Origin of the sequence: Microbacterium sp. LWH7-1.2, assembly GCF_038397755.1 — a bacterium.
Classification (GTDB): Bacteria; Actinomycetota; Actinomycetes; order Actinomycetales; family Microbacteriaceae; genus Microbacterium.
Genome location: NZ_CP151637.1, coordinates 408306 through 434299, shown reverse-complemented (window position 1 = coordinate 434299; position 25994 = coordinate 408306). Strand labels below are relative to the sequence as shown.

Sequence of the window (25994 nt, the reverse complement as noted above, 5' to 3'; positions counted from 1 at the left end):
CGAGCGCGGACGTGGTCGCGGTCGATTTCAGCGCGTCTCGCGACGCGCGATGTTGTAGAAGCGCACCGACTGGTACTCCTCGAGCCCCTCGGCGCCGCCCTCGCGGCCCAGCCCCGACTGCTTGACGCCGCCGAAGGGCGCGCTCGCATTGGACGGCACGCCCTGGTTGATGCCGAGGATGCCGGTGTTGAGCCGGTCCGCGACGTTCAGAGCGCGGTCGAGCGATTCGCTGAAGACGTAGCCGGCGAGGCCGAACTCCGTGGCGTTGGCGCGAGCGACCGCCTCGTCCTCGGTGCGGAAGCGCTGGATGGCGGCGATGGGTCCGAAAATCTCGGTGGTCGCGACCTCCGCGTCGGTCGGCACATGGTCGAGCACCGTGGGCGCGAAGAAATGCCCTGCCGATCCGAGCTCGGTGCCGCCGGTGAGCAGCGTGGCGCCCTGCGCGACGGCGTCGTCGGTGAGCGCACGCATCTGCCGCACCGCCCGACCGTCGATGAGCGGGCCGAGCCCGGTGCCGGTGCCGAGGCCGGCGCCGACGGCGATGTCGCGCATGCGCGCGGCGAGCCCTTCGGCGAACGCGTCGGCGATTCCCTCCTGCACGTAGAAGCGGTTCGCCGCGATGCACGATTGGCCGCCGTTGCGCAGCTTCGCCGCGAGCGCGCCCTCGATCGCACGGTCAAGGTCGGCGTCGTCGAAGACGAGGAACGGCGCGTTTCCACCGAGCTCCATCGAGGAGCGCAGTACGTTGTCGGCGGCCAGCCGCATGAGCGTGCGCCCCACCTCGGTCGAGCCGGTGAACGACACCTTACGCACGCGCCGGTCCCGGAGGACGGCATCGCTGAACGTCGACGAGCTGGAGGTCGTGACGACCTGGACGAGGTCCTGGGGCACGCCTGCTCGTCGAGCGAGCTCGACTGCGAAGATCGTGGTGAGCGGCGTGGCAGTGGCGGGCTTGATGACGGATGCGCAGCCTGCTGCGAGCGCCGGCGCAATCTTTCGCGTCGCCATCGCGAGCGGGAAGTTCCACGGCGTGATGAGCACGGCCAGCCCCACCGGCGCTCGACGCGTGAGGATGCTCGCGCCGCCGTCAGGCGCCTCCCGGAAGCCGCCGGCGGGGCGCACCGCCTCTTCCGCGTACCAGCGAACGAAGTCCGCGCCGTATTTCACCTCACCCCGCGCCTCGGCGAGCGGCTTGCCCATCTCCCGCGCAATGAGATGCGCGAGGTCCTCGGTGTGCGCGACCAGCAGCGCGTACCATGCGTGCAGAACGTCGGCACGCTGTCGCGGGGTCGTCCGGGCCCAGTCCTCGCCGGCCGCATCCGCTGTCTCGACTGCCAGGAGCGCGCCCTCCACGTCGATGTCGGCGATGTGGCCGATGACCTCACCGGTCGCGGGGTCGTCGACCGCGATTCCGTCGACGGGCAGGCCGAGGCCGGCGATCACGCGATCGGCGTGGCCGACGGCGGATGCGTCGGGCTCGATGAGTGGAATGGTCTCGGTGGTGATGCTCATCACTGTCCTCCTCGGCGACGACGTGTTCGATGGCGATGACGAAGTCGGCGACCTCCTGGTCACACCGACGATGAGTGGCCGGCTGAACCGCAGTGCTGCAGCGCAGCGGGCCTCCTCCACTGTCAACGGTAGAACCTCGAACGCGTCACAAGAAGCGACGTTTAGTGACCGGTATCAGTCGATGACGCTTACATGTTCCTTGAGGGCGGATGCGATGGCATCGCGCACGGCGTTGAGTGCCGGATGCGTCTCGGCACCCAGACGTGTGACCATCAGGATGTCTCTGCGCAGGTTGCTCGGCAGCAAGGGGTTCGGCACCAGCGCACTGCCCGCCTCGCGCACGACCAGATCGGGAAGGAACGCTGCCGCCAGTCCCGCCTCCACCATCCGCAGGTGGAAAAGCATGTCGGAGGACTCGTGCGCGATTCGCGGTTCGAAGCCGCTCTCCCGGCAGACGCGGAGCGCCCACTGGGTCGATGCCGCCTGCGGCGGCTCCATCACCCAGGGAACTCGCTCGAACGGCCGGTCCGCCATGCCTTCGGGCAGGTAGCCGCGCATCGGGTCCCTGCCGATGGCGGCGGCGTGGATGCCACCCGCCGGCAAGAGCCGCGTTCCAGGGAAGGTATCGGTGACGACGGCATCGACCTGTCTCGCGACAAGCTGCGGCACCGCGTGCTCAGGATCGGACCGCCGCAGCCGCACGTCGAGACCCGGATGCGTCTGCGCCAGCGTCTGCAGGGCGGCGGGCAACACGATTCGGCCGATAGAGGTGAAGACCGCCACCGTCACGATGCCGCGTGGCTGCTCCTGCGCGGCTGCCAACTCCGACTCCGCGCGCTCCATCGCCGCGAGAACCGCCTCGGTGTTGTGCACGAGCTCGAGCCCGACCGGAGTCAGCCGTGATGTGCGACCCACCTTCTCGAGCAGCACGGCCCCGGTCTCGCGTTCGAGCAGGGCGAGTTGCTGCGAGATGGCCGAGTGACTGTAGGCCAGTGCACGGGCGGCAGCCGTGATGCTGCCGTGGATTGCGACCGCCCGCAGCAGCACGAGTCGATGGAGGTCGAGCATGGCCTACCTCGCTGGTGCGCCGTATGCCCGCACGCACCCGCGGTCGGGCAGCCCACCGCACATCTGCGGGTCCTCCCCTCCGGCGCTCGTGGCATCGCCGGCCGCGAGGACTGCATCAGGCCAATCGCCTTGCACCGATACGGTCACCACCATGTGCCCCTCTCGAGCCGCTCGATTCGATCGTAGCGACGGCGTGCTCAGCAGCGTGGGATGCATCGGGAGTCGGCGGCCCGGAGTCGCGGTCCGCGGTGAAATCAAAGGAGCCGTCTCCCGCAGCATCCTGCGGGAGACGGCTCCTCCTGGGTGCACCCCCTGGGACTCGAACCCAGAACCCACTGATTAAGAGTCAGTTGCTCTGCCGATTGAGCTAGAGGTGCATTGTTCACGACGAGGCGAACGAGGATCAACATTAGCATCACGATCGCGTCTCGTGAAATCGAGGCGGGAGGGCCCCGGCTATCCTTGATCCCGTGACCTCCCCCTCCCCCGTTTCGACGTTCGACACGCCGTTCGAGGGAGACCTCCGGGCCGATCTCGATCTCGCCCTGCGGCTGGCCGATGCGGCGGATGCGGCATCCATGTCCCGCTTCGATGCGGCCGATCTCGACGTCCGCCTCAAGGCGGACGCGAGCCACGTCACCGAGGCGGATCTCGCCACCGAGCGCGCCCTGCGCGACCTGCTCGAGTCCGAGCGTCCGAGTGACGGCGTGTTCGGCGAGGAGTACGGCGTCACGGGCGATTCGGCGCGGCAATGGATCATCGACCCGATCGACGGCACCGCGAACTACCTCAAGGGCATCCCCATGTGGACGACCCTCATCGCCCTCGCGATCGACGGCGTGCCGCGCGTGGGCGTCGCCAGCCAGCCCGCCATCGGCCGGCGCTGGTGGGCGGCGACCGGACTCGGCGCCTGGACCAACACGCCGACGGGTGAGGCGAAGCGCCTCGCGGTGTCGGCGGTGGATGCGATCGCCGACTCGAGCGTGAGCTTCCAGAGCATCGGGCAGTGGCGCGATGCCGGCAAGCTCGAGGCGCTGGAGCGCCTGACCTCGTCGGTGTGGCGCGATCGCGGCTACGGCGACGCCTGGCCGTACATGCTGCTGGCCGAGGGGCGTCTCGAATTCGTCGCCGAGTTCGACGTCAAGGAGTACGACATCGCCGCGCTCGTGCCGATCGTGACCGAGGCCGGCGGCAAGTTCACATCGTTCGACGGCGACGACTCGATCTCCGGGCGTTCCTCGCTCGCGACCAACCGCGTGCTCCACTCCGCCTATCTCGACCTGCTCCACTCCGCCTGATCCCGCACCGCCTGACACCCGACCGCCTCCCATCCCCCACGGAGACTCTCTGATGCCTGCCACTCGCATCCTCGGCGCCGCTGCCGCCCTCGCCCTCTCCGCGCTCCTTCTGACGGCCTGCGCCGGCACACCCGAGCCGGCGCCGGAAGAGACGGGCAACGCGCAGACGCCCACCGCAGCCGCGCCCGAGCCTTCGGCGACGCCCGAGCCCGCGCCCGCCTCGACCGAGGAGCCGACCTGCACCACGATCATCGGCGAGTCGGTCGTGGCGAACTTCGAGAGCCTGGGGTGGAGCTCACAGGCGTCGCCGCTGTACATCGGCAGCACGGAGATCGAGGACGGCCTCCAGTGCATGTGGGCGGACTTCGAGGGTCCCGCCGGCGACCATGGGCAGATGTACGGCTGGGCACCTCTCGCAGACGACCAGGCCGCCGATCTGCAGGAAGAGCTCGAGGCCCAGGGCTGGGTGCGCGAAGAGGACGCCGCAGGGGTGTACATCACCGAGAGCGCCGACACCGCGATCGCGACGGACGAGGAAGGCTACGGCATGACGTACCTCTTCACGTCGGGCGAGGTGAAGGTGGCCGACACGAAGCAGAACCTCCTGCTGATCGAGTGGCCCAAGAGCTGATCCACGCTCAGCGCGCGCCCACCAGCGAGAGCAGGCTGCCGAGTCCTTCCGGAGTCCCCGGCCAGTGGCGCTCGATGGCGGATCTCCCCGCTGTCCTGATCGCGTACCGCAGCGCGATCGCGACGATGATCGCATCGTCCGCGTATCCGAGAACGGGGATGAAGTCCGGCACCAGGTCGATCGGCAGGAGCAGATACGCCAGCAGCCCGCCGAGCCACCACCGGGTGGCCCTCGGCACCTCGGGATCGACGACCAGGCGCCTCAGCAGCAGGACGACGTCGACGACGAGTCGCATGATCTGGCGCCAGTCCACGTTGCGGCCGGCTCGGCGCTGCTGCGCCCACAGGATCAGCAGCAGCACCAGCCAGACCGCGATGAGCCCGCCGACCACGGCGATGACGGCGACGGCCCAGTGCGGCATCCGCCGACTGTAACACGCTGCCCGGCGGCGCACCGTAGGCTCGATTCCCATGGCGATCGGCGTGACGATGTACACCTTCGATATCCAGCTGGCCGACGTCGATCGGAGCGTCTACGAGGATCTCTCGGTGCGTGTGGCGCGGCATCCGTCCGAGACCGACGCGTTCATGCTGACGCGGGTGCTCGCATACGCGCTCGAATACGAGGAGGGCATCGGGTTCAGCGAGGGTATATCTGCGACGGATGAACCTGCCGTGCTCGTGCGCGATCTCACAGGCGCGCTCGTGGCCTGGATCGAGGTGGGCGCCCCGGATGCTGGCCGCCTGCACACGGGCAGCCTCGCGGGCGCGCGCGTCGCCGTGTACACGCACCGCGATCCGGTGAAGGTGGCCGGTCCGTGGGCGGGCAAGAAGATCCATCGCGCCGACGAGGTGAAGCTCTTCGGCTTCGACCCCGGCTTCTTCGATTCGGCCACCTCAGCGCTCGAGCGCCGCAACACGATGATCGTCTCGATCACCGAGAGGCGCCTCTACCTCGACCTCAACGGCTCGTCCTTCGAGTCCGACATCCACGAGGCCACGGCCGGCTGAGCCGGATCAGGCCGGCAGGAAGTTCTCCCGCGCCAGCGGCGCGATCTCCAGGTGCTGCGCGTCGGTACGGGAGACCCATCGCAGCTCCTCGATCTCGGCGTCGGTCACCGGCACCTGATCGCCGATGTCGGCGACGAAGACGTCCGCCACCACGAGGAAACCCGGCTCGTTCGCCGCGGCCGCCGTGAACAGGCCGAGCGAATCCAGCTGATCGGGCTCGACCGAAAGCCCCAGCTCCTCGAACAGCTCGCGGCTCAGCGTCTCGGCCGGCGTCTCGTCGGGTTCGGGTTTACCTCCCGGCTGCATGAACGCCGTCGTGCCGGCCTTGCGCACCAGCAGGAGCTCATCGCGGTCGTTCAGGATGACCGCGGCCGACACACGGATGCTGCGCGTCGACGTCGATGCCGGGTTCGAGGTGCTCACGAAGGCACGCTAACAGGAACAGCCGAACCGGCCCGGCGTAGAATCACGTGTGCTTCCCGATTCCCCCGCGCCCACCGACCTGCCGCCGAGCGGCATCGACCCGGACGATCTGGCGACCACCCTGCGGGTGCTCGCGATCATGCCGGGAGTCGACGAGTCGCACCCCGACTACGTGGCCGTCCGCCGCGCGACCGCCGCGATGTTCAAGGCGGTCAAGAAGGTGCGGCGCCGCGAGATCCGCGAGGCGATCGCCTCCGCCGACCGCGCTGTCGTCGCCGCTACGGCCACCGGGGCGCCCGATCGCATCGACGACGAGACCCGCGGCATCCCGATCAGCTCGTCCACTACCGCGCCCACCGCCGGCACCCTCCTCAAGCCGCGCGCCTGCTACATCTGCAAGCAGTCGTACACGATCGTCGACGCGTTCTACCACCAGCTCTGCCCGACGTGCGCGGCGATGAGTCACGCGAAGCGCAACGCGCGCACCGATCTCACCGGCAAGCGCGCGCTGCTCACCGGCGGCCGCGCGAAGATCGGAATGTACATCGCGCTGCGCCTCCTGCGCGACGGTGCGCACACCACGATCACGACGCGCTTCCCCCGCGACGCCGTGCGCCGTTTCAGCAGCCTCCCCGACGCCCCCGAGTGGATCGATCGCCTCAAGGTCGTGGGCATCGACCTGCGCGATCCCGCCCAGGTGATCGGACTGGCTGAGGACGTCGCAGCCGCAGGTCCGCTCGACATCCTGATCAACAACGCGACCCAGACGGTGCGCCGCTCGCCCGGTGCATATCAGCCGCTCGTCGACGCCGAGCTCGCCCCGCTCCCCGATGGCCCTCTGCCCGAGCTGGTCACATTCGGCCACACGAACGACCGCCACCCGCAGGCGCTGGAGCGCTCGGTCACCGCTCATCCGATCCTCGCCGCGGCCGCCGCGCGTGCCGACGAACTGACCGAGCAGGCCATGGCCGCCGGTTCCAGCTCGCTCGAGCGCCTCGCGGCCGGCACCGCGATCGATGCCGGCGGGCTGATCCCCGACCTCGATCACACCAACTCGTGGGTGCAGAGCGTCGACGAGGTCGACCCGCTCGAGATGCTCGAGGTGCAGCTGGCGAACACGACCGCACCGTTCCTGCTCGTGTCGAAGCTGCGGGCATCGCTGGCCGCGAGCCCCGCCCGCAGGACGTACGTGGTCAATGTCAGCGCGATGGAGGGCGTCTTCAATCGCGGGTACAAGGGACCGGGTCATCCGCATACCAACATGGCCAAGGCGGCGGTCAACATGCTGACGCGCACGAGCGCGCGGGAGCTGTTCGAGACCGACCGCATCCTCATGACGAGCGTCGACACCGGCTGGATCACCGACGAGCGCCCCCACCCGACGAAGGTGCGGCTCGCCGAAGAAGGCTTCCACGCGCCGCTCGACCTCGTCGACGGCGCCGCACGCGTCTACGATCCGATCGTGCGCGGTGAGGCGGGCGAAGACCTGTTCGGCGTCTTCCTCAAGGACTACGCACCCGGCCAATGGTGAACCTCCCCGATCCTGGTCGCCGCGTGGTCGTGCGCTACATCCTGCCCACGGGCCAGGCCACAGACGCCCTCGGCGAGCTCCTGAGCGCGGACGCCGAGTCCGTCGTGGTCCACGGCAAACGCGGAGTCGAGCGCATCCCGCGCGGCGCGATCATCGCCGCGAAGGAGGTGCCGCCTCCGCCCGCAACTCGTGGGCCTCGGCGCCGCGTTCCGCCGACCGAATGAGCGGTTGATCGGGAAGAACCGCGCGCCGCCCACGGTTCGGTAGTTGCATGAGCACCGTCGCTGAACTCCTCCGTCTGAACCTCCACGGCGTCTTCGGGAACCGGGATGCCGCGGCACGACGCGATGCCGCGGCTCGCGCGTACTCCCCCGGAGTGACCCTGACCGACCCCGAGGGCACCGTCGTCGGTCCCGAGGCGGTGCTCGCCAGCGCCGCAGCATTGCTGAAGGACGCGCCCGAGAAGTCCGTGCTCGTCGAGGACGGACCCGCCTACACGTCCGCGACGACCGGGGTGCTGCCCTGGGCGTTCGGGCCGTCGGGTGCACCGGTCGTCCGCGGCATCGATCTCATCACCGTCGAGAACGGCGTGATCACGTCGTTGACCGTGCTCCTCGCCGAAGGGTGAGGCGGGTGGGCCGCGACCGGCGCGACTTGCCACGAAGCCGTCAGAAGCGCAGCAGCACCTTGCCGTCGCGCCCCGGCACCGCGCTGGCCGCGGCGGCCTGGCGTGCCTGCTCGAACGGGAACACCGCGTCGACCGGGAGGGAGACCTCGCCAGACCCGATGCGCTGGACCAGCTCGGCGAACAGCGCACCGCGGGTCGCAGCATCCATCGTCTGACTGACCTTGCTGCCCCAGAACCCCTTCACCGTGGCCTGCTTGAAGATGAGGTCGCCCGCCGAGAGGTGCAGCGTGCTGGACGCCATCGATCCGAACGACACGAGGGTGCCGCCATCGCCGAGCAGCGACAGCAGGTCGCCGGCGGCCTCGCCGCCGACGGAGTCCACCGCCGCGCGCGGTGCGTTCCCGCCGAGGATCGCCGCGGCGCGTTCCCGCCACGCATCCGACGCGGTCGACACGACATCACGGATGCCGAGCCCCGCCAGTTCATCGACGCCGGCATCGCGGCGCACCAGGCCGAGGACGTGCACGCCACGCGCTGCGGCGAACTGGGCGACGAGCCTGCCCACGGCGCCGTTCGCGGTGTTCTGCACGATCCAGTCGCCTGGCTGCACATCGAGGAAGTCGAGCAGGCTCAGCGCGCTGAACGGCATCGAGATGAGCTGTGCGGCCGTCTCGTCGCTCACCGCGTCCGGCACGGGAACGAGCCCGGCGGCATTCGCGACGAAGTACTCGCTCCACACGCCGAACGTGCCGCCCGTGGCGACCCGCTGCCCGGCCTTCAGGGACTCGACGCCCTCGCCGAGCGCGTCCACGACCCCGACGGCCTCGGTGCCGGAAGCCGCCGGCAGCGCGGGCTTGTACCCGTACGTGCCGCGGATGGTCCAGAGGTCGTGGTTGTGGATCGGCGAGAGGATCGTGCGCACTCGCACCTGACCGGGTCCCGGCTCGGGCTTCGGTCGCTCGGCCACCTCGAGAACCTCGGTCGGGTCGCCGAAAGCGGAGTGGATGAGTGCGCGCACGGTGGTGCTCCTTGGTATGTCTCGGGCGGCGGGTGTGCAGCCACTCGGAGGTATAGCCCGCGCCGGACGACACGCATTCCCCTTCCACCGACACCATGGGATGGCGAAGGCCCGGCCGCTCGATCGGAGCCGGGCCTTCGCCATCTCGGTCAGCTGCGGGGCGGGTTCGCCGGCAGCCACTCGTCGAGTGTCGTCGCGAAGAGCTGAACCCCGTCGACGGGCATGAGCGTGCGCTCCTCCATCCGCGCGCCGAAGTACGGCGCCTCGGAGTCGGTCACGACCTCCCGCGGATCTCCACGGAAAGTGAGACCGCGCCGCACCATCTCATCGAGGCCCATCACCTCCGGCCCCGCGATCTCGACATCGGCGTTCAGCGGAGCTCCGGCTGCCGTGCGCGCCACAGCGGTCGCAACGTCTTCAGCGGCGATCGGCTGTACGAGATTGCCCGGCAGGTGGATCGCGTCACCGTTCCCCGACACTCCCGCGATGCCGCTGATGAATTCGAAGAACTGGGTCGCGTGCAGGATCGAGTACGGGATGCCGGACTCACGGATCAGCTCCTCCTGAGCGGTCTTCGCCGCGAAGTACGAGATCACGTTCGGGCGATTCGTGCCCACCACGGTGAGCGCGACGAAGTGCCCGACGCCTGCCCCTCGCGCTGCGGCGATGAGATTCCGCGTCGACGTCGTGAAGAACTCCATGACGTCGTCGGGGGCGAACGACGGCGAGTTCGACACGTCGACCACGACGTACGCACCCTCCAGCACCTCGGCGAGTCCCTCACCGGTGATGGTGTTGACCCCCGAGTTCGGCGAGGCGGGAACAGCCTCGTGCCCGTGCTCGGCGAGCTTCGCGACGACCTTCGAGCCGATGAGTCCGGAGCCTCCGATGACCACGATCTTTGCCATGTTGTGCCTTTCGTTCAGGGAGCACGGGGGGCGCGCTCACCAGTTATGACCGGGCGGGCGTGGAATCTGTGACGGCCGGTCTCAGCAGTTCCAGTGGGTCAGCTTGTCGGGATTCACGACGAGCCAGGCTTCGACGATCAGTCGACCGCGCACACGGACGCTGAGAACCCCGGTCACCCGCCCCTCCCGGCACACGACGACCCCCGCCACGCCGTTGACCGATTCGATACGCGCCGACACCGCGGCAGGGAGGAGGGCCTCGCCGAGGTACGCACCGACCTCCGACGCACCCTCGACCGCCGCCGCGGGTGCTGCCACGAGTCCGCCGCCATCGACCGTGAGGACGACGCCGGAGTGCAGCATCCGTCTCAATCCGCCTGGATCATGCGCTTCCGCAACGGCGACGAGCGCCCGAACCACACGCGCGTGCTGCGCGGCGCTCGCCGTCGAGCTCCGCATCGAGCGGTGCAGCCACGCGCCGGGCCGCCTGATCACACCCCGACCTGGGCGACATGCCCGAGCTTGTCCGGGCTCATGACCCACAGCAGTCGACGGATGCCGTCATCCCCCGCCGTGACCGTGACAAGCGTCGTGACGCGCCCGTCCTCCGAGAGGGTGGCCGCGGGCTGGCCGTTGACCTCGACCCAGTCGATCTGCTTGCCGGTCCAGAAATGGCTCGAAAACGCGGCGACGAACTTCGCGACGCGACTTCGGCCGGCGACCGGGATGCGCGCGGCGAGCTTGACGCCGTTCCCGTCGGTGTAGCTGACGACGTCCTCGGCGAAGAGCCGCTCGAGGTCGCCCACGTCGCCCTTCTGCGCCGCCACGAGGAACGCCTCGAGCAGGCGGCGCTGCTCGGCGGCGGCCACCTCAGCCTTGCGTGCCGACTCCAGATGCTTGCGCGCGCGGCTGACGAGCTGGCGGGCGTTCGCCACAGTGGCGCCGACGATGTCGGCGATCCGCTCGTACGGGTAGTCGAGCGCTTCGCGGAGGATGTACGCGGCGCGCTCTGTGGGCGTGAGCTTCTCGAGCATGAGCAGGACCGCGTACCGCAGGGCTTCCCCGCGCTCGGCGCCGAGCGCGGGGTCGGCGTCGGTGTTCACGGGCTCGGGCAGCCACGGTCCGATGTACGTCTCGCGGCGCGCGTGCGCCGACTGGGTGGCGTTGATCGAGAGTCGTGTGGCGACCGTCGCGAGAAACGCACCCGGCTCCCGGATGTCGGCGCGGTCGGCGTTCTGCCAGCGGATCCAGGTCTCCTGCACGATGTCCTCGGCATCGGCCACGGTGCCGAGCATGCGGTACGCGATGCCGAAGATACGCCGCCGGTGCTCGTCGAAGACCGTGACCGCGAGTGCGATGTCGTCGTGATCGTGATCGTTCCTGCGTTCCGTGGTCTCGCCCATTGCCTCCGCCGCTCCCGTCGCCGCGCTCAGCGTACGCCCGCGCGGGTCGGCAGCAGCGCGTCGTCACCTGCGCGGGGCGCGATCTGCCAGTCGTGGAATCGCGTCGCCGCGATGCTGGCACCCGCACCGGGCAGCAGCTCGAACCGGCCGAGCTGCGCGCCGAAGTACGTTGCGAGGGGGTCGGAGACGACCTCCCGCTCGTCGCGGCGGAACCGCAGCTCGCGCTGGGCGAGGTAGCCGAGTTCGAACACCTCGGGTCCCGCGTGCTCGGTGATCCCCCCGGTAGGTCGCGCGAGGGCGGCGCGGGCGACGGCGGCGGCCGCGTCGGCGGCGGCCATGGGCTGAATGAGGGCGTCTGCCACGTGTGCGACGCCGCTGCGGGTCGCGGCATCCGTGATGCTGCGGACGAACTCGAAGAACTGCGTGGCGTGCACGATCGAGTAAGGACGACCGGATGCCGTCAGCAGCCGCTCCTGCTCTGCTTTGGCCTGGAAGTAGCCGCCCTCGGAATGAGCGAGCCGATCGGTGCCGACGACGGACAGCACGACGTGATGACCCACTCCGGCCGCCGCGCCATAGGTGAGGAGGTTCAGCGTCGATCCGTAGAAGAACTCGCGGGCGCCCGCCTCGTCGGTGTATGACGAGTTCGACACGTCGACCAGGGTCTCGACTCCCTCGAGCGCCCGCTCGAGCCCCTCGCCGGTGAAGGAGTTCACGCCCACCGCGCGGGCCACCACCACGACCTCGTGCCCGGTGACCTCGAGCGCGGTGACGACTCTCGAGCCGATCAGCCCCGTTCCCCCGATGACAGCGATCCTCATGTCGACCCCTCTCTGCTTCCGCACGCCCGAAGACGCGCGCGTTTCCAGCTGAGACCGGATGCGGCAGCGATCTGTGACCGATCGGCGGAAAGTCTGTGAGGGCTCAGCCCGCCTACGGCTTCGGAGGGTTGTGCATGAACTCGATGCGGATGCCGTTGTCGTCCTCGACGAACGACGCGTAGTAGCGCTCGTTGAAGCGCGGGTACGGCTGGGGGCCGCGCACCGCGCTCCATCCCGCGGCGAGCGCGATGGCGTGGAGCCGGTCGACCACATCGCGAGAGTCCACCGCGAACGCCAGGTGCTGCCAGCCGACCGTCCCGTGCCTGTGCGGCCCGGTTCCCGCCTCCCGCGCGGGGAAGAGGATCAGCTCCGTCTCGTCCTCCGCGTACCACGCGACCCCGTTGTCACCGTCGGTGCGCTCCATTCCGAGCGCTGTCAGCACGGGGTCGAACTGGGCGATTGCCCGGGGCAGGTTGTCGACTGTGACGCCGAGGTGATCGAGGAGAGGCATCGGGCCAGTCTCCTCGATGCCCGATGTGCCCGCTCCGATCGACGCGCCGGCCGTGTCACAAGTCCAGCCCTCACCCGGTCCTAGCTCATGAGACCGCACGACAGCACGCTCGAAAGGAACTCGACATGACCGCTCAGAAGCCCACCATCGTCCTCGTTCACGGCGCCTTCGCCGAGTCGTCGTCGTGGAACGGAGTCATCGCACAGCTGCAGCAGCACGACGTCCGCGCGATCGCGGTCGCCAACCCGCTGCGGAGGCTGGCCGGCGACGCCGCGTACGTCCGCGACGTGCTCGCGTCGATCGACGGCCCCGTCGTCCTCGTCGGTCACTCGTACGGCGGGCTCGTCATCAGTGAGGCGGCCTCGGGCAACGAGGCTGTCGTCGGACTCGTCTACGTCGCGGCGTTCGTTCCCGAGACCGGGCAGAGCGCGCTGGAGCTGTCGACCAGCGCTCCCGGAAGCACGCTCGGGGACACGCTCACGGCATACCCGGTGTCGAGCGGAGGTGACGAACTCGCCATCCGCCCCGAGCTGTTCCACCACCAGTTCGCCGCCGATGTCTCGCCCGAGGTGGCCGCGCTGATGGCCGCCACGCAGCGCCCGGTCACGCAGGCCGCGTTGTCGGAGGGCCTCCCGACCGATCGGCCGGCATGGCGCGACGTCCCGTCGTGGCACGTCTTCGGGGATCAGGACCTCAATATCCCCGTCGCCGTCCATCGAGCAGGCGCTGAGCGCGCCGGCTCGCGCGGCACTCACGAGATCGCGGGCGCGTCGCACGCCATCTCGGTCTCGCAGCCCGCCGCCGTGGCCGCGACCATCGCCGAAGCCGGCAAGGCCTACGTGGCCGCTCAGCAGATCGCCGCGTGACAGACCGGCGGCGCCCCGGACGATGGTCCGATCCCGGGGCGCCGCCGCCCTCTCGAAGGACTCCCCATGCCCGCCACCTTCCCCACCCCGGTCCGCACCGTCGAAGCGGGTGAACTCCATGTCGCGTACGTCGACGCCGGCGATCCCGCCGGGGAGCCCGTGGTGCTCCTCCACGGCTTCCCGTACGACATCCACAGCTACATCGAGGTCGTGCCGCTCCTGACGGATGCAGGCTTTCGCGTGCTCGTCCCCTACCTCCGCGGGCACGGACCCACGTCATTCCGCGATGCCCGCACTGTGCGCTCCGGTCAGCAGGCCGCGCTCGGCGCCGACCTCCTCGCCTTCATCGATGCCCTCCACCTCGAGCAGCCGATCCTCGCGGGCTACGACTGGGGCGCACGCGCCGCGTGCATCGTCGCCGCGTTGTGGCCAGAACGCGTCGGCGGCCTGGTGTCCGTGAACGGGTATCTGATCCAGGACATCGCAGCAACCGGCATACCGCTCGCGCCGCAACTCGAAGCGGGGTTCTGGTACTTCTGGTACTTCGCGACCGAACGCGGCCGCGCGGGGCTCGTCCGAGACGCCCGCGGCATCGCGGACGTGATCTGGCGGCGCAACTCCCCCGCGTGGACGTACGAGCAGTCCGCACTGGACCGCGCAGCCGCAGCGTTCGACAACCCCGACTACGTCGATGTGGTCATCCACTCCTATCGTCACCGGCTCGGCCTCGAACCCGGTGCGCCTGCGCATGTCGACCTCGAGCGGCGCCTCGCCGGGCTGCCGCCGATCGGGGTGCCGACCATCACGCTCGACGGCACCGCCGACGGCAACTTCCCGCCACCGACGGCTCTCAGCACGATCGGTTCTTCACCGGTCCGCGCATCCATCGACAGATTCCGGATGCCGGTCACCACCTGCCCGCCGAAGCACCGCACGCCTTCGCCGAGGCGATCTTGGACATCGCCGAGCCGCCGGGCGATGGCGCGGGTACCCCCTGACTCCCGGACGGCCCGCACCACTGCCGTGAAATCGGTCCGCTGAGCGAGCAGGGGGTCTGCTGCGGCAGACTGGACGTGTCGCCCGGCGAGCGGAAGGTTGCCCGTGAAGATCAGTGAGCTGCAGCGGTTCGTCGCCATCGTCGACCAGGGACTGCATGTTCCGCGCGCAGCCGACGAGCTCGGCGTCGCGCTGGCGTCGCTCTACTCGACGATCGACAGACTCGAGGACGAAGTCGGCCACCCTCTGTTCACGCGCAGCAAGCCGAACTGGTCGCTGACTCCCGCCGGCGCGCTGCTGCTCGAAGAAGCCAGGACGCGGATCGCCGAGGCTCCGGCTCCGGCCCGGACACCGAAGGCTCCTGCGGGCGGCAAGGCGAAGGCGTCGAAGGGCAAGGGCCGCGCCCCGATCGTCAAAGGACAGCCGAAGCCGTACAAGAAGCGCCAGGGACGCTAGGAGCGCCTGGGTGCGCGAGGACTACAGCTCGGTGACGCGTCCGGCGTCCACGCGCCAGTGGCGGTCGAGCTCTACGGCGTCGAGCATGCGCCGATCGTGGGTCACCAGCAGAAGAGTCCCGCGATAGGACTCGAGCGCCTGCTCGAGCTGCTCGATCGCGGGCAGATCGAGGTGGTTGGTCGGCTCGTCGAGCACCAGCACGTTCACTCCGCGCGCCTGCAGCAGGGCGAGAGCGGCCCGCGTGCGCTCACCCGGCGACAGGTCGTCGACTGCTCGTCCGACGTGGTCCGCCTTGAGACCGAACTTCGCGAGCAGGGTGCGCACCTCGCCGGACTCCATCGCCGGAACGAGTTCCCCGAATGCGGCGGCGAGCGGCTGTGATCCGACCAGCAGCGAACGGGCCTGGTCGATCTCGCCGACCTCGACGTTCGCCCCGACGCTCGCTGTGCCCGCGCTGGGCGCCTGCCGGCCCAGGAGAGCGCGAAGAAGCGTCGACTTGCCGGCGCCGTTGTGTCCCGTGATGCCGATCCGCTCCCCCGCGTTCACCTGCAGCGACACCGGTCCGAGAGTGAACGAGCCCTGTGCGAAGACCGCGCAGCTCAGCGTCGAGACGACAGTGCTGGATCGCGGCGCGGTGCCGATGGTGAACTCGAGCTGCCACTCCTTGCGCGGCTCCTCGACCTCCTCCAGCCGCGCGATCCGGCTCTCCATCTGACGCACCTTCTGGGCCTGCTTCTCGCTGGACTCGGTGTTGGCCTTGCGCCGGATCTTGTCGTTGTCGGGTGACTTCTTCATCGCGTTGCGCACGCCCTGGCTGGACCACTCCCGCTGGGTGCGCGCCCGCGCCACCAGGTCGGCCTTCTTCTCTGCATACGCGTCGTAGCTCTCGCGAGCATGCCGTCGAACTGTGGCGCGCTCCTCGAGATAGGCGTCGTACCCTCCGCCGTAGACGCGATTCGAGTGCTGCGCGAGGTCCAGCTCCAGCACCCGAGTCACGCTCCGCGCGAGGAACTCACGATCATGACTGACCAGTACGACACCTCCACGGATGCCGCGCACGAAGGCCTCGAGCCGCTCGAGCCCGTCGAGATCGAGGTCGTTGGTGGGCTCGTCGAGCAGCACGATGTCGAACCGCGACAGGAGCAACGCGGCGAGCCCGACGCGGGCGGCCTGGCCGCCGGACAGCGCCGTCATCCTCGCCTCGTCCGCCGGCGTGCCGCCGAGGTCGAGTCCCAGGTCCGCGAGCACGGCGGGCATCCGCTCCTCGAGGTCGGCGGCGCCGCTTGCGAGCCAACGGTCGAGTGCGGTCGAGTACGCGTCGGCGGGATCGACCCCGTCCCCCGGGACACCGGGTTCGCCGAGCGCGGCGGCCGCGGCATCCATGTCCCTCGTCGCCTGCGCGCATCCCGTGCGACGTGCGATGTACCCGGCCACCGTCTCGCCCTCCACGCGTTCGTGTTCCTGAGGCAGCCAGCCGACGAACGCGTCGGCGGGCGAAAGGCTGATCGTGCCGGCTTGCGCCGTACCGATGCCGGCGAGCAGGCGCAGCAGCGTGGACTTGCCGGCGCCGTTGGCGCCCACGACGCCGACGACGTCGCCCGGAGCGACGGTCAGGTCGAGCGCGTCGAACAACGTGCGGTGGCCGTACCCGCCGGCAACGCCGCGCGCCACGAGTGTTGCGGTCATCAGACCATCCTCTCAGGGCGCGGCCGCACCGCCGCCGCGGCGGCGCCGTGGACGCCGCCCCCACCGCCCTCACGCCGGCGCGTTCAGTCCGATCCGGTTGCCCTCACTGTCCTCGATGTAGGCGTAGACGCCGCGGCCGCCGGTGATCTCGGTCTTCGGCACGAGGATGCGTCCGCCGGCCGGCTCGACCCGTGCCAACCACTCGTCGATCGAGGGACTCGCGTCGAAATAGACGCGCGATCCGAAGTGGGACGGCTCATCTTCCGGAGCCGCGAACAGGCACCCCGCCGCGCCTCCGTCGTCAGAGGCGAAGATCGCCGTCTCCTTGCCGGGTCCGACCGGGAGCCGCACGAGCTGCTCGGCCGTGAGCGTCTGATAGAACGCGATCGCTCGTGTCATGTCAGCGACGGGGATGTCGAACCATACGACTTTGGACATTGCTTCGTCCTCCTTCGGACGTCAGGCGTTGCGAACAGGGCGATCATCCCGCATGACCAGGACACATCCTGTCCGCGATCCCACGTGGGTGCGGTTCCGGCGGTCGTAGAGAGGCGGGTATCCGCGGGCACCGCGCCCGGCAGAGGAGCGGATAGCCGGTTCTCCCTAAGGGCTATCCCCAATCGACGGCCTCGCGCTGCGGTGAGACAGTGAGGCAGGCTATCCAGGCCTTCACCTCAGATCCCCACTGTGAGGTTGGTCATGAACACTCGTCGTTGCATCGCCATCGTTGCGGCCGCTCTCATCGCATCGGTCACACTCGGAGCCGCCGGCGCATCAGCCGCCCCGCCGACACCGACAGATCCCACGGCGGTCGTGCATTGGAACGAGGTCGCGGCGAACACGCTCGTCGCCGTTCCCGGGCCCGACGGCGGCGCGCCCCCCGCGTACCAGATCAACATGGGGATGACGCAGGGCGCCGTCTACGACGCGGTCAATGCGATCGGACCGAAGCAGTACGAGCCGTACCTGCTCAGGCAGCGTTTCGGTGCGAAGGCCTCGGTCGAGGCGGCTGTGGCGACCGCCGCATACGACGTGCTGCACAACCTGATCTCGACCGCGCCGGAGATCGCGCCCTTCCCCGCCAGGGCCGCGCTCCTCGCCACCCTGGACGCGGAGTATGCGGCGTCCGTCGACCCGATCGCCGGCAACCCGTTCACGAAGCAGGGCATCGCCGCCGGCCACGCAGCCGCTGACGCGATGCTCCAGGCACGAGCAGACGACGGGCGCTTCGGCGCGTCGCAGTGGGTGCGCGACCCACGCCCGGGGCACTGGTCGCCGCTGCTCACTTCGACGGGACAGGAAGCACTCGACCCGACCCCGTGGGTGGGCGGCGTCGAACCGTTCCTCGTGGAGAGCGCGACACAGTTCCGTTCGGCACCGCCGCTCGCACTCGACAGCCCCGAGTACGCGGCGGAAGTCAACGAGGTCAAGGACATCGGCAGGGCGACGGGCTCGACGCGGACCGCCGAACAGACCTACGTTGCGCAGTGGTGGCAATGGCCGCCGATTCTCGCGTGGAACGAGGTCGCCAGACAGCTGATCGTCGCGAACGACCTCAGCGCCACCGAGGCCGCGCGGCTCCTGGCGCTTCAGAACCTGAGCGGCGCCGACGCGCTCATCACCTGCTGGGCCGACAAGTACCACTACGACTTCTGGCGGCCGTGGAACGCGATCCCGCGGGCAGACGAAGACGGCAATGGTGCGACGACCGCCGAGTTGGGCTGGACGCCACTCGTCACGGCTCCGTACCCGGATCACCCGTCCGGACACAACTGCAACGACGGCGCGCACGGCGCGATCCTCCGCATGTTCTTCGGCGACGTCATCGTGGGTGGCTTCCAGATGACGAGCACGTCCGCGGCGCTGCCTGCCGGCGCACAGCGGGTTCGGACGTTCGACACGTTCTCGCAGCCACTGAACGAACTGATCGATGCTCGCATCTGGGCCGGCCTGCACTTCCGGTACGCGGACGTCGAGGGCCAGCGGCTCGGCGTGAATGTCGCCCGGTATGGGGCGGCCCACTACTTCCAGGCGGTGGGCCGCTGACGGAGGATCATCGGGAGGCGGCGAACGCCGGCAGATCGAGCACGCCGGCGCGCGCCGCATCCACCGCAGCACGCACGGCGCCGACCGACACGATGTCGGCGCCCAGTGTAGAAGCGACGATCTCCGGCGCGGGGAGGTCCAGCTCCTCGGGGAGCGCATCCAGCGCGGCCGAGATCACCGGGCCAGCACCCGCCGCCACCGCACCCGAGACGACGATGAGGCGCGAGTCGAAGAGGCTGCCGAAGACGCCGGCGACGATCGCCAGCGTCTCCCCTACCTGAGCGGCGATCTCCTGTGCGCCCTCGTCGCCGTCCGCCGCCAGCGAGAGCACGGTCTTTCCGTCCACCTCGGCAGCGTCCAGCTCGCGAAGCCCACTCGACTCCGGCAGCGAACCGTCCGCCAGGGCTCGCCGAGCAAGCGCCGCCGCTCGATAACCGAGGCCCCACGCCCCCTCGACCCCGCGCACGTGGTCGAAGGCGACCGTCTCGGCCGCCCCGCCGTGCGCACCGCGCAGCAGCCGCCCATCGGTCCACACGCCGGCACCGAGCCGGTCGCCCGCCAGCAGAGTCACGAAATCGTCGTACCCGACCGCCGCCCCCACGGCACGCTCGGCCACCGCCGCGAGCGACGCATCGTTCTCCACCCGCACGATCGGCGCCCATGCGCCGAAGAGCTCAGCGAAGTCCGGGTTCATCCGGCGCCAGAAGTCGTCGCGGTGCGGCGGCGAGATCCCGTTCCGGTCGACCGGGGCGGGCACGCCGAGGACCACGGCCACGGCGTCCGCGCGCGAGAGCTGGGCCTCGGCCAGGGCCTCGTCGACCACTCGCGACGCCGCCACTCGACGAACGTCCGGCGCGTCCATCTTCGGGTCGAGCAAGAGGTGGCACACGGCGCGGTTCTCGCCGCGCAGATCCGCGACGGTGGCGGTAAGGCGCGACTGCCCCGCGTCGACCCCGATCACGAACCCCGCGTCCGGCCGGAACGCGAACCGGCGTGCCGGCCGCCCTTTGCGGTAGTCCCCCGCCGCGCGAGCGTTCGGCAGTTCGGCCAGCAGCCCCCGCGCAACGAGCTCGTCGATGACGTCGATCGCCGTCGTCCTCGTGAGACCCACCGCATCGAGCACATCCGACGCGGTGAAGACCGAGGCATCCCAGGCGAACCCCAGCACGGCGTCGAGGCTCGCTCGGCGCAGCGCCGTGGGGGTCAACAGCGATTGTGACATCAAGCCCCTTGCCTCTCGCGGGTTCCTCCGTCATTATGGTCCACAACGAATTGATTCGGTCGTTAAATCTAATAGCCGAAGCAACGTGTCACCCCCACGCTCCACGGAAAAGGACAACGTCGTGCCTGCAGCATCCGTCACCGTCCGCCGCGCCTGCGCAGCGGCCGCCGCCCTCGCGATCGCCGGGAGTTCGCTGGTCGCGTGCGCCGGCGCGTCGTCCGGGCCCGCCGAGGTGAGATTCCACCTCAGCAAGCCCGAGGCGATCCCCTACTTCCGCGATCTCATCAAGGAGTACAACGCCAGCCAGGACGAGGTCGAGGTCGTGTTCGACACCTCGTCGAACCTGCAGGCCGGCTTCCTGCGCGGAAACCCGCCGGACCTCGGGCTGCTCAACTACAACATGGAGATGGCGCGCTTCATGGAGCGCGGCGCCCTCAGCGACCTGAGCGACATGCCCGAGGCCGACCGCATCCTGCCCGAAGTGCAGGACCTCGTCGACCAGTACGCGACCTACCCCGGGCGCACCAGCGTGCTGCCGTACTCGGTGATGGCGGCATCCGTCATCTACAACAAGCGCATCTTCGAAGAGCAGGGCCTCGAAGTGCCCACCACGTGGGACGAGCTCATCGCCGTCTGCGACGCGCTGAAGGAGGCGGGCATCACGCCGTTCTACGCCACCTTCAAAGACCCGTGGACCGTGGGACAGGGATGGTTCGACTACACCGTCGGCGGCGCGGTCGATGTGGCCGACTTCTACGAGCAGATGAACGAGCTCGGCACCGAGGTGGGCCCCGACTCGCCGGTGTCGTTCGAGAAGACGATGATCGACCCGGTCGACCAGATGGTCGAGCTCACGGAGAACTACACGAATCCGGATGCTGCCAGCCGAGGCTACGGCGACGGCAACCTCGCCTTCGCCAAAGAAGAAGCGGCGATGTACCTGCAGGGGCCGTGGGCTTTCGGCGAGATCGACAAGACGAACCCCGACCTCGACCTCGGCACGTTCCCGCTGCCGATGACCGACGATCCCGACGACAACAAGGTGAGGGTCAACATCGACCTCGCCGCGTGGATCCCGGAGGCCTCCGACCAGAAGGAGGGGGCGCGCGACTTCTTGAGCTACCTCTTCCAGAAGGACGTCATGGATGAGTACAACGCCGCCTTCCTCGGCTACGGCACCACGACAGACTCGGCGCCCGTCACCGACGAGCGCATCCTCGGCATGAAGGAGTATTACGACTCCGCGAAGTTCTACCAGGGCGCTTCGAAGGCGATCCCGCTGACCATCCCGACCGACAACTACATGCAGGGCATCGTCACCGGCGACGACCCCGAGCGCACGCTCGCGCGACTCGACGCCGACTGGGCCCGACTGGCGCTGCGCCAATAGCGCGATACGAGAGGAACGCACTCATGGCAACCACCACGGCCGCCGTCACGGCGCCGAAGACGGGCCGGCGCACCGGCGCGGCGACGATGCCGCAGACGCGCCGACGGGTAGACGGGGTCTACTACCTCTACCTGGTGCCCGCACTGATCCTGTTCACACTGGCGATCACGGTCCCCGCGGTCATCGGCATCTTCTTCAGCTTCACCAACTCCATCGGGTTCGGCGACTGGGAGTTCGTCGGCATCATCAACTACATCGCCGTCTTCACCGATCCGGCGATCCTGCAGAGCTACCTCTTCACCTTCTGGCTCGCCTTCGTCGTGGTGATCGTGGTCAACGTGCTCGCGTTCCTGCTGGCTGTCGGACTGGTCTCCCGCGTGCGCCTGAAGACGGGGCTGCGGACGATCTTCGTGATCCCCATGGTGATCTCGGGCATCATCATCGCCTACGTCTTCAACTTCTTGTTCTCCAACTCCGTGCCGGCGCTAGGACAGCTGTGGGGCATCGGCTGGATGAGCGAGAGCATCCTCGCCAACCCCGACCTCGCGTGGGTCGCGATCGCGATCGTCACGGCGTGGCAGGCGATCCCCGGAACGCTCCTGATCTATATCGCGGGCCTCCTGTCGATCCCCGGCGACGTGTACGAAGCGGCCGACATCGACGGCGCGGGCAAGTTGCAGCAGCTGACGCGCATCACACTGCCGCTCGTCTCGGGCTACGTCGTGATCAATGTGATCATCGGCTTCAAGGACTATCTCAACGCCTACGACATCATCGTCGGCCTCACCAACGGCGGGCCCGGCACCGCCACCCGCTCCATCGCCATGACGATCTTCACCGGCTTCTCGGGCGGCGACTACGCCTACCAGATGGCGAACGCGACGATCTTCTTCCTCATCGCGCTCACCCTCGCCCTGCTCCAACTCCGTCTCACTCGCGGAAGGAACGTGTTCTGATGTCCTCCACCCAAGCAGCCCTCGCAATCGAGGACATCAACGCCGAACGGGTGCTCGACGGGGACGCGCCCCGCAAGCGGGCAGGCTCCCGCTTCGCCATGGAGCGCGTCAACTGGCCTGGCACCATCGTGCTCGCCCTCTGCACGCTCACGGTGTTGGTGCCGCTCTACGTCACCGTCACGATGGCGTTCAAGACGCAGTCCCAGGCCGTCGACGGCAACGCCTTCACCTGGCCGACGCCGTGGAGCCTTGAGGGATTCACTGCGGCGTGGGAGCTGACGAACTTCCCGCGGGCCTTCACGGTCTCGCTGCTGATCACCGTGTTCACCGTGGCCGGCACCATCGTGCTGGCGGCGCTCGCGGCCTTCGCCATCTCCCGCAATTGGGACCGCAAGCTCTTCCGCTACTCGTTCTACTACCTGCTCGCGGCCCTGTTCCTGCCGTTCCCGGTGGTGGCGCTGCCGCAGATCCAGCTGACGGGACTCACGGGACTCGACAACCCCGCCGGCGTGATCATCCTGAAGATCATGTTCGGGCTGAGCTTCAGCATCCTGCTGTTCACCGCGTTCCTGCGCTCCATCCCGGCCGAGCTGGAAGAGAGCGCGCGGATCGACGGCGCCAGCACGAACCAGACGTTCTGGCGGCTCATCTTCCCGCTGCTCGCGCCGATGAGCGCCACGGTCGGCATCTTCGCCTTCCTGGCCTCGTGGAACGACTTCATGATGCCGTCGCTGATCATCTCCGATCCCGCGCTGCAGACCCTGCCGGTGGTGCAGAACATCTTCCAGACGCAGTTCAGCAACAACTACAACGTGTCGTTCGCCTCGTACCTCATGGCGATGGCACCGGCGATCATCGTCTACCTCTTCACCCAGCGATGGGTCGTGGAAGGCGTCACCCAGGGTGCCGTCAAGGGCTGAGGCCCTCGGCATCCGTTCCCCACCGAAAGAAATCACCTCGAAAGGAATCGCGTCCCCGTGACGACTGTGCACTCGGCACCCCTGACCAACAAGCTCAACGACCTCGAGCTGCCCGCCTGGTGGCGTCAGGCCGTGGTCTACCAGGTGTATCCGCGGAGCTTCGCGGATGCCGACGGCGATGGCATCGGCGACATCCCAGGCGTGACCTCACGCGTGCCGTATCTGAAGGAGCTCGGCGTCGATGCGGTCTGGCTGAGCCCGTTCTACCCCTCCGCCCTGGCGGACGGCGGGTACGACGTCGCCGACTACCGCAACGTCGACCCCCGCCTCGGCACACTCGAAGACTTCGACGAGATGCTCGCTACACTGCACGGCGCGGGGATCAAGGTCGTCGTCGACATCGTGCCGAACCACACCTCCGATCAGCACGCGTGGTTCCAGGAGGCGCTGGCGGCCGGGCGCGGTTCGGCGGCCCGGGCCCGGTACATCTTCCGCGACGGCACGGGACCCGACGGCTCCCAGCCGCCCGCGGACTGGGTGTCGGTGTTCGGCGGGTCGGCGTGGGAGCGCGTCGCCGACGGGCAGTGGTACTTCCACAACTTCGCGGTGGAGCAGCCCGACCTCGACTGGTCGAACCCCGAGGTGCGCGCCGACTTCGTCACGACGCTGCGCTTCTGGTCGGACCGCGGCGTCGATGGCTTCCGCATCGATGTGGCGCACATGCTCACGAAGGACTTCGTCGACCCACTGCCCTCGCAGGCCGAGCTCGACGCCATGCCCCGTGACGGCAACCACCCGATGATCGACCGTGACGACGTGCATGAGGTGTACGCGGAGTGGCGCGAGGTGTTCGACTCGTACGACCCGCCACGCACCGCCGTCGCGGAGGCGTGGGTCGAGCCTTCGCGCATCCCGCTGTACGCGCGCGCCGAGAGCCTCGGCCAGGCGTTCAACTTCGACCTGCTCGAGGCCGACTTCGACGCGGCGCAGTTCCGCTCGATCGTCGGCGACAACCTCGCGCTCGCCGCCGAGTCGGGCTCGTCGACGACGTGGGTGCTGTCGAACCACGACGTCGTGCGCCATGCCACGCGCTATGGCCTGCCCGACGCCGAGCGCGACGAGAAGGGGCGCCCGACGCGCAAGCACGGCAACGAGTGGCTGCTGTCGGGCGGGAAGACGCCGGTGCTCGATCGCGAGCGCGGGCTGCGTCGCGCGCGCGCCGCCACCCTGTTCGTTCTCGCCCTTCCGGGGTCGGCATACGTGTACCAGGGCGAGGAGCTCGGCCTTCACGAGGTCGCGTCGATCCCGGACTCGGCGCGCCAGGACCCGACGTTCTTCCGCAGCCCCGGTGAGGACGTGGGACGAGACGGATGCCGCGTCCCCCTGCCGTGGTCGGCTGACGGGTCTTCGTACGGCTTCGGTGACGGCGGCGCGCACCTGCCGCAGCCGTCGTGGTTCGCGGAGTGCGCGGTGTCGGTCGAGGACGGCGACCCGCGGTCGACGCTCGCGCTCTACCGTCAGGGGCTGGCGCTGCGCCGGCTGCTGCAGACCGGTGAGTCGCTGGAGTGGATCAAGACCGGGCGCGACGACGTCCTGGGCTTCCGACGCCCGAACGGGTGGACGGTCTTCACCAACTTCGGCGAGGAGCCGTACCAGCTGCCGGAGGGCGGAGCGACGTCCCTCTCGAGCCGGCACTTCGAGGGCCGCGAGCTCCCGGGCGAGACGACCGTCTGGATCTCGGGGGCATGATCCGTGGGTGACTGAACCCGATCTGGTGTCGCCGACGAGGTTCGGGGCGACGCGCGAGACGATCGTCACCCGCGCCGCTTCGACCCTCGGAACGAGTTCACCCCCGCAAGGGTCCATCGAGGCGTCCCGACCCGGTTCGGCTGTCGGATTCGGGTGGTCGGTGTTGTCCCCCAAATGGCCGACTTGTGGCGCCATCGAAATTCGCGAAGGCTGAGTGCTACTGCTTCTGCCACTATTCGTTGAGTTTGCGCACCGAGTGGACACTGTCCCGTGCACGATCTCCTATTCAGCTGCTTCAACTGAAAGGTCGCGTCATGAAAACACCATCTACCCGGACTCGCACCATTGCCGCTTTCGCCGCGGGGCCCGTCGCCGTGCTGATTGCCGGCGGAATGGTCTGGCAGGGCTCACAAGCCGCATTCACAGCCACCACCCGCAATGCGGGAAACTCCTGGAGCACCGGCAGCGTCTTCTTGACCGACGATGACCTGGGCGCGGCCGCGTTCAACGTCGAAAACCTCGTTCCCGGCGAGACGGGCCAGAAATGCATTGTGGTTACTTCTAACGCGACCGTTCCCGGCGAGGTGCGGCTCTACTCCGACAATCTCGTGCCCGCCAACGGTCTGCAGGATCGGATCTTCCTCCAAGTGGAACAGGGCACCGGCGGCTCCTTCAATGACTGCACCGGGTTCACGGCGGCTGGCGCCGCCATCGCGGATCAGCCACTGTCCACCCTCGCGACGACCCACGCGGACTATGCGACCGGCGGGGCGGCGTGGCAGACCGCCGGAACGGACGGGGAGACCCGCAGTTACCGGGCGACCTGGCGTTTCGACACCACCGGCATGACGCAGGAGCAGATCGACGCGCTGCAGGGTGCGAGCGTCGGCATCGACCTGGTCTGGGAGTTGCAATCTGACGAATAGGCCACGACTCGGCTGACGA

28 protein-coding genes and 1 tRNA gene are annotated in these 25994 nt (G+C 69.0%); 15 read left to right on the top strand and 14 right to left on the bottom strand.

The annotated features are described in order from the left end of the window. Window positions 1-27: 27 nt before the first annotated feature. From MRBLWH7_RS02055 to MRBLWH7_RS02045, 3 genes are all read right to left on the bottom strand, one after another. Window positions 28-1512, bottom strand: coding sequence for an NAD-dependent succinate-semialdehyde dehydrogenase (locus MRBLWH7_RS02055; RefSeq protein ID WP_341998685.1), 1485 nt, complete (start codon window positions 1510-1512; stop codon window positions 28-30). 174 nt (window positions 1513-1686) lie between these two features. Further along, window positions 1687-2559, bottom strand: a complete 873-nt coding sequence (locus MRBLWH7_RS02050; RefSeq protein WP_341998683.1) for a LysR family transcriptional regulator — start codon at window positions 2557-2559, stop codon at window positions 1687-1689. A 325-nt stretch (window positions 2560-2884) separates the two neighbouring features. Continuing rightward, window positions 2885-2957: transfer RNA gene (locus tag MRBLWH7_RS02045), tRNA-Lys, on the bottom strand. A gap of 93 nt (window positions 2958-3050) precedes the next feature. Here MRBLWH7_RS02045 and MRBLWH7_RS02040 point away from each other — a divergent pair. Together MRBLWH7_RS02040 and MRBLWH7_RS02035 are read left to right on the top strand one after the other, a co-directional pair. Next, window positions 3051-3878: an inositol monophosphatase family protein gene (locus tag MRBLWH7_RS02040; protein WP_341998681.1), complete on the top strand. Its 828-nt coding sequence runs from the start codon at window positions 3051-3053 to the stop codon at window positions 3876-3878. 52 nt (window positions 3879-3930) lie between these two features. Beyond that, window positions 3931-4509 carry a hypothetical protein gene (locus MRBLWH7_RS02035; protein ID WP_341998679.1) on the top strand — a complete coding sequence of 193 codons (579 nt, stop codon included), beginning with the start codon at window positions 3931-3933 and terminating at the stop codon, window positions 4507-4509. A gap of 7 nt (window positions 4510-4516) precedes the next feature. Here MRBLWH7_RS02035 and MRBLWH7_RS02030 read toward each other — a convergent pair whose 3' ends face one another. Continuing rightward, window positions 4517-4930 (bottom strand): DUF1232 domain-containing protein, encoded by a 414-nt coding sequence (locus tag MRBLWH7_RS02030; RefSeq protein WP_341998678.1) that lies wholly within the window; start codon window positions 4928-4930, stop codon window positions 4517-4519. 49 nt (window positions 4931-4979) lie between these two features. On the opposite strand from MRBLWH7_RS02030, the gene MRBLWH7_RS02025 reads away from it, so the two are divergent. Continuing rightward, window positions 4980-5519 (top strand): YaeQ family protein, encoded by a 540-nt coding sequence (locus MRBLWH7_RS02025; protein WP_341998676.1) that lies wholly within the window; start codon window positions 4980-4982, stop codon window positions 5517-5519. A gap of 6 nt (window positions 5520-5525) precedes the next feature. Here the strand turns inward: MRBLWH7_RS02025 and MRBLWH7_RS02020 are convergent, their stop codons facing one another. Then, a complete protein-coding gene (locus MRBLWH7_RS02020; protein ID WP_341998674.1) occupies window positions 5526-5942 on the bottom strand; it encodes an NUDIX domain-containing protein in 417 nt (138 codons plus the stop codon). 49 nt (window positions 5943-5991) lie between these two features. On the opposite strand from MRBLWH7_RS02020, the gene MRBLWH7_RS02015 reads away from it, so the two are divergent. From MRBLWH7_RS02015 to MRBLWH7_RS02005, 3 genes are read left to right on the top strand one after another with little or no spacing between them, the layout of a single operon-like run. Further along, the gene (locus MRBLWH7_RS02015; RefSeq protein WP_341998672.1) at window positions 5992-7473 is read left to right on the top strand and encodes an SDR family NAD(P)-dependent oxidoreductase; all 1482 of its coding nucleotides are present in this window, start codon (window positions 5992-5994) and stop codon (window positions 7471-7473) included. Beyond that, complete coding sequence (locus MRBLWH7_RS02010) at window positions 7467-7697, top strand: hypothetical protein (RefSeq protein ID WP_341998670.1); 231 nt, start codon at window positions 7467-7469, stop codon at window positions 7695-7697. Before MRBLWH7_RS02015 ends, MRBLWH7_RS02010 begins: the two co-directional genes overlap by 7 nt. Before the next feature lie 47 nt (window positions 7698-7744). Then, window positions 7745-8101, top strand: a complete 357-nt coding sequence (locus tag MRBLWH7_RS02005; protein WP_341998668.1) for a nuclear transport factor 2 family protein — start codon at window positions 7745-7747, stop codon at window positions 8099-8101. A 40-nt stretch (window positions 8102-8141) separates the two neighbouring features. Here the strand turns inward: MRBLWH7_RS02005 and MRBLWH7_RS02000 are convergent, their stop codons facing one another. From MRBLWH7_RS02000 to MRBLWH7_RS01975, 6 genes are all read right to left on the bottom strand, one after another. Next, window positions 8142-9119: a zinc-binding dehydrogenase gene (locus tag MRBLWH7_RS02000; RefSeq protein ID WP_341998666.1), complete on the bottom strand. Its 978-nt coding sequence runs from the start codon at window positions 9117-9119 to the stop codon at window positions 8142-8144. A 149-nt stretch (window positions 9120-9268) separates the two neighbouring features. Beyond that, window positions 9269-10027 carry an SDR family oxidoreductase gene (locus MRBLWH7_RS01995; protein WP_341998664.1) on the bottom strand — a complete coding sequence of 253 codons (759 nt, stop codon included), beginning with the start codon at window positions 10025-10027 and terminating at the stop codon, window positions 9269-9271. An 81-nt stretch (window positions 10028-10108) separates the two neighbouring features. Further along, window positions 10109-10390 carry a hypothetical protein gene (locus MRBLWH7_RS01990; RefSeq protein WP_341998663.1) on the bottom strand — a complete coding sequence of 94 codons (282 nt, stop codon included), beginning with the start codon at window positions 10388-10390 and terminating at the stop codon, window positions 10109-10111. A gap of 128 nt (window positions 10391-10518) precedes the next feature. Then, window positions 10519-11430, bottom strand: a complete 912-nt coding sequence (locus tag MRBLWH7_RS01985) for an RNA polymerase sigma-70 factor (RefSeq protein ID WP_341998661.1) — start codon at window positions 11428-11430, stop codon at window positions 10519-10521. A gap of 26 nt (window positions 11431-11456) precedes the next feature. Further along, window positions 11457-12251, bottom strand: a complete 795-nt coding sequence (locus tag MRBLWH7_RS01980; RefSeq protein WP_341998659.1) for an NmrA family transcriptional regulator — start codon at window positions 12249-12251, stop codon at window positions 11457-11459. Between the two features lie 112 nt (window positions 12252-12363). Then, window positions 12364-12762: a VOC family protein gene (locus MRBLWH7_RS01975; protein ID WP_341998657.1), complete on the bottom strand. Its 399-nt coding sequence runs from the start codon at window positions 12760-12762 to the stop codon at window positions 12364-12366. Between the two features lie 125 nt (window positions 12763-12887). On the opposite strand from MRBLWH7_RS01975, the gene MRBLWH7_RS01970 reads away from it, so the two are divergent. From MRBLWH7_RS01970 to MRBLWH7_RS01960, 3 genes are all read left to right on the top strand, one after another. Beyond that, window positions 12888-13628: an alpha/beta hydrolase gene (locus MRBLWH7_RS01970; protein ID WP_341998655.1), complete on the top strand. Its 741-nt coding sequence runs from the start codon at window positions 12888-12890 to the stop codon at window positions 13626-13628. Between the two features lie 66 nt (window positions 13629-13694). Beyond that, the gene (locus tag MRBLWH7_RS01965; protein WP_341998653.1) at window positions 13695-14669 is read left to right on the top strand and encodes an alpha/beta hydrolase; all 975 of its coding nucleotides are present in this window, start codon (window positions 13695-13697) and stop codon (window positions 14667-14669) included. A 60-nt stretch (window positions 14670-14729) separates the two neighbouring features. Further along, window positions 14730-15080, top strand: coding sequence for a LysR family transcriptional regulator (locus tag MRBLWH7_RS01960; RefSeq protein ID WP_341998651.1), 351 nt, complete (start codon window positions 14730-14732; stop codon window positions 15078-15080). Between the two features lie 21 nt (window positions 15081-15101). Here the strand turns inward: MRBLWH7_RS01960 and MRBLWH7_RS01955 are convergent, their stop codons facing one another. Together MRBLWH7_RS01955 and MRBLWH7_RS01950 are read right to left on the bottom strand one after the other, a co-directional pair. After that, the gene (locus MRBLWH7_RS01955) at window positions 15102-16766 is read right to left on the bottom strand and encodes an ABC-F family ATP-binding cassette domain-containing protein (RefSeq protein WP_341998649.1); all 1665 of its coding nucleotides are present in this window, start codon (window positions 16764-16766) and stop codon (window positions 15102-15104) included. Between the two features lie 69 nt (window positions 16767-16835). Further along, window positions 16836-17204 (bottom strand): VOC family protein, encoded by a 369-nt coding sequence (locus MRBLWH7_RS01950; protein WP_341998647.1) that lies wholly within the window; start codon window positions 17202-17204, stop codon window positions 16836-16838. 261 nt (window positions 17205-17465) lie between these two features. Here MRBLWH7_RS01950 and MRBLWH7_RS01945 point away from each other — a divergent pair, with 261 nt between their 5' ends. Further along, window positions 17466-18812 (top strand): vanadium-dependent haloperoxidase, encoded by a 1347-nt coding sequence (locus MRBLWH7_RS01945; RefSeq protein ID WP_341998645.1) that lies wholly within the window; start codon window positions 17466-17468, stop codon window positions 18810-18812. 7 nt (window positions 18813-18819) lie between these two features. On the opposite strand, the gene MRBLWH7_RS01940 is transcribed toward MRBLWH7_RS01945, so the two are convergent. Continuing rightward, entirely contained in the window at window positions 18820-20034 is a 1215-nt protein-coding gene (locus tag MRBLWH7_RS01940; RefSeq protein WP_341998644.1) for an ROK family protein, read from the bottom strand. A gap of 121 nt (window positions 20035-20155) precedes the next feature. On the opposite strand from MRBLWH7_RS01940, the gene MRBLWH7_RS01935 reads away from it, so the two are divergent. The 5 genes from MRBLWH7_RS01935 to MRBLWH7_RS01915 all read left to right on the top strand — a co-directional run bounded on the left by MRBLWH7_RS01935 (window position 20156) and on the right by MRBLWH7_RS01915 (window position 25975). Then, window positions 20156-21424, top strand: coding sequence for an extracellular solute-binding protein (locus tag MRBLWH7_RS01935; RefSeq protein ID WP_341998642.1), 1269 nt, complete (start codon window positions 20156-20158; stop codon window positions 21422-21424). A gap of 86 nt (window positions 21425-21510) precedes the next feature. Beyond that, the gene (locus MRBLWH7_RS01930) at window positions 21511-22380 is read left to right on the top strand and encodes a sugar ABC transporter permease (protein ID WP_342001862.1); all 870 of its coding nucleotides are present in this window, start codon (window positions 21511-21513) and stop codon (window positions 22378-22380) included. A 98-nt stretch (window positions 22381-22478) separates the two neighbouring features. Further along, window positions 22479-23300, top strand: coding sequence for a carbohydrate ABC transporter permease (locus MRBLWH7_RS01925; RefSeq protein ID WP_342001860.1), 822 nt, complete (start codon window positions 22479-22481; stop codon window positions 23298-23300). Between the two features lie 57 nt (window positions 23301-23357). Further along, a complete protein-coding gene (locus tag MRBLWH7_RS01920; RefSeq protein ID WP_341998640.1) occupies window positions 23358-25049 on the top strand; it encodes a glycoside hydrolase family 13 protein in 1692 nt (563 codons plus the stop codon). Between the two features lie 314 nt (window positions 25050-25363). Further along, the gene (locus MRBLWH7_RS01915) at window positions 25364-25975 is read left to right on the top strand and encodes a hypothetical protein (protein ID WP_341998638.1); all 612 of its coding nucleotides are present in this window, start codon (window positions 25364-25366) and stop codon (window positions 25973-25975) included. Window positions 25976-25994: the final 19 nt, after the last annotated feature.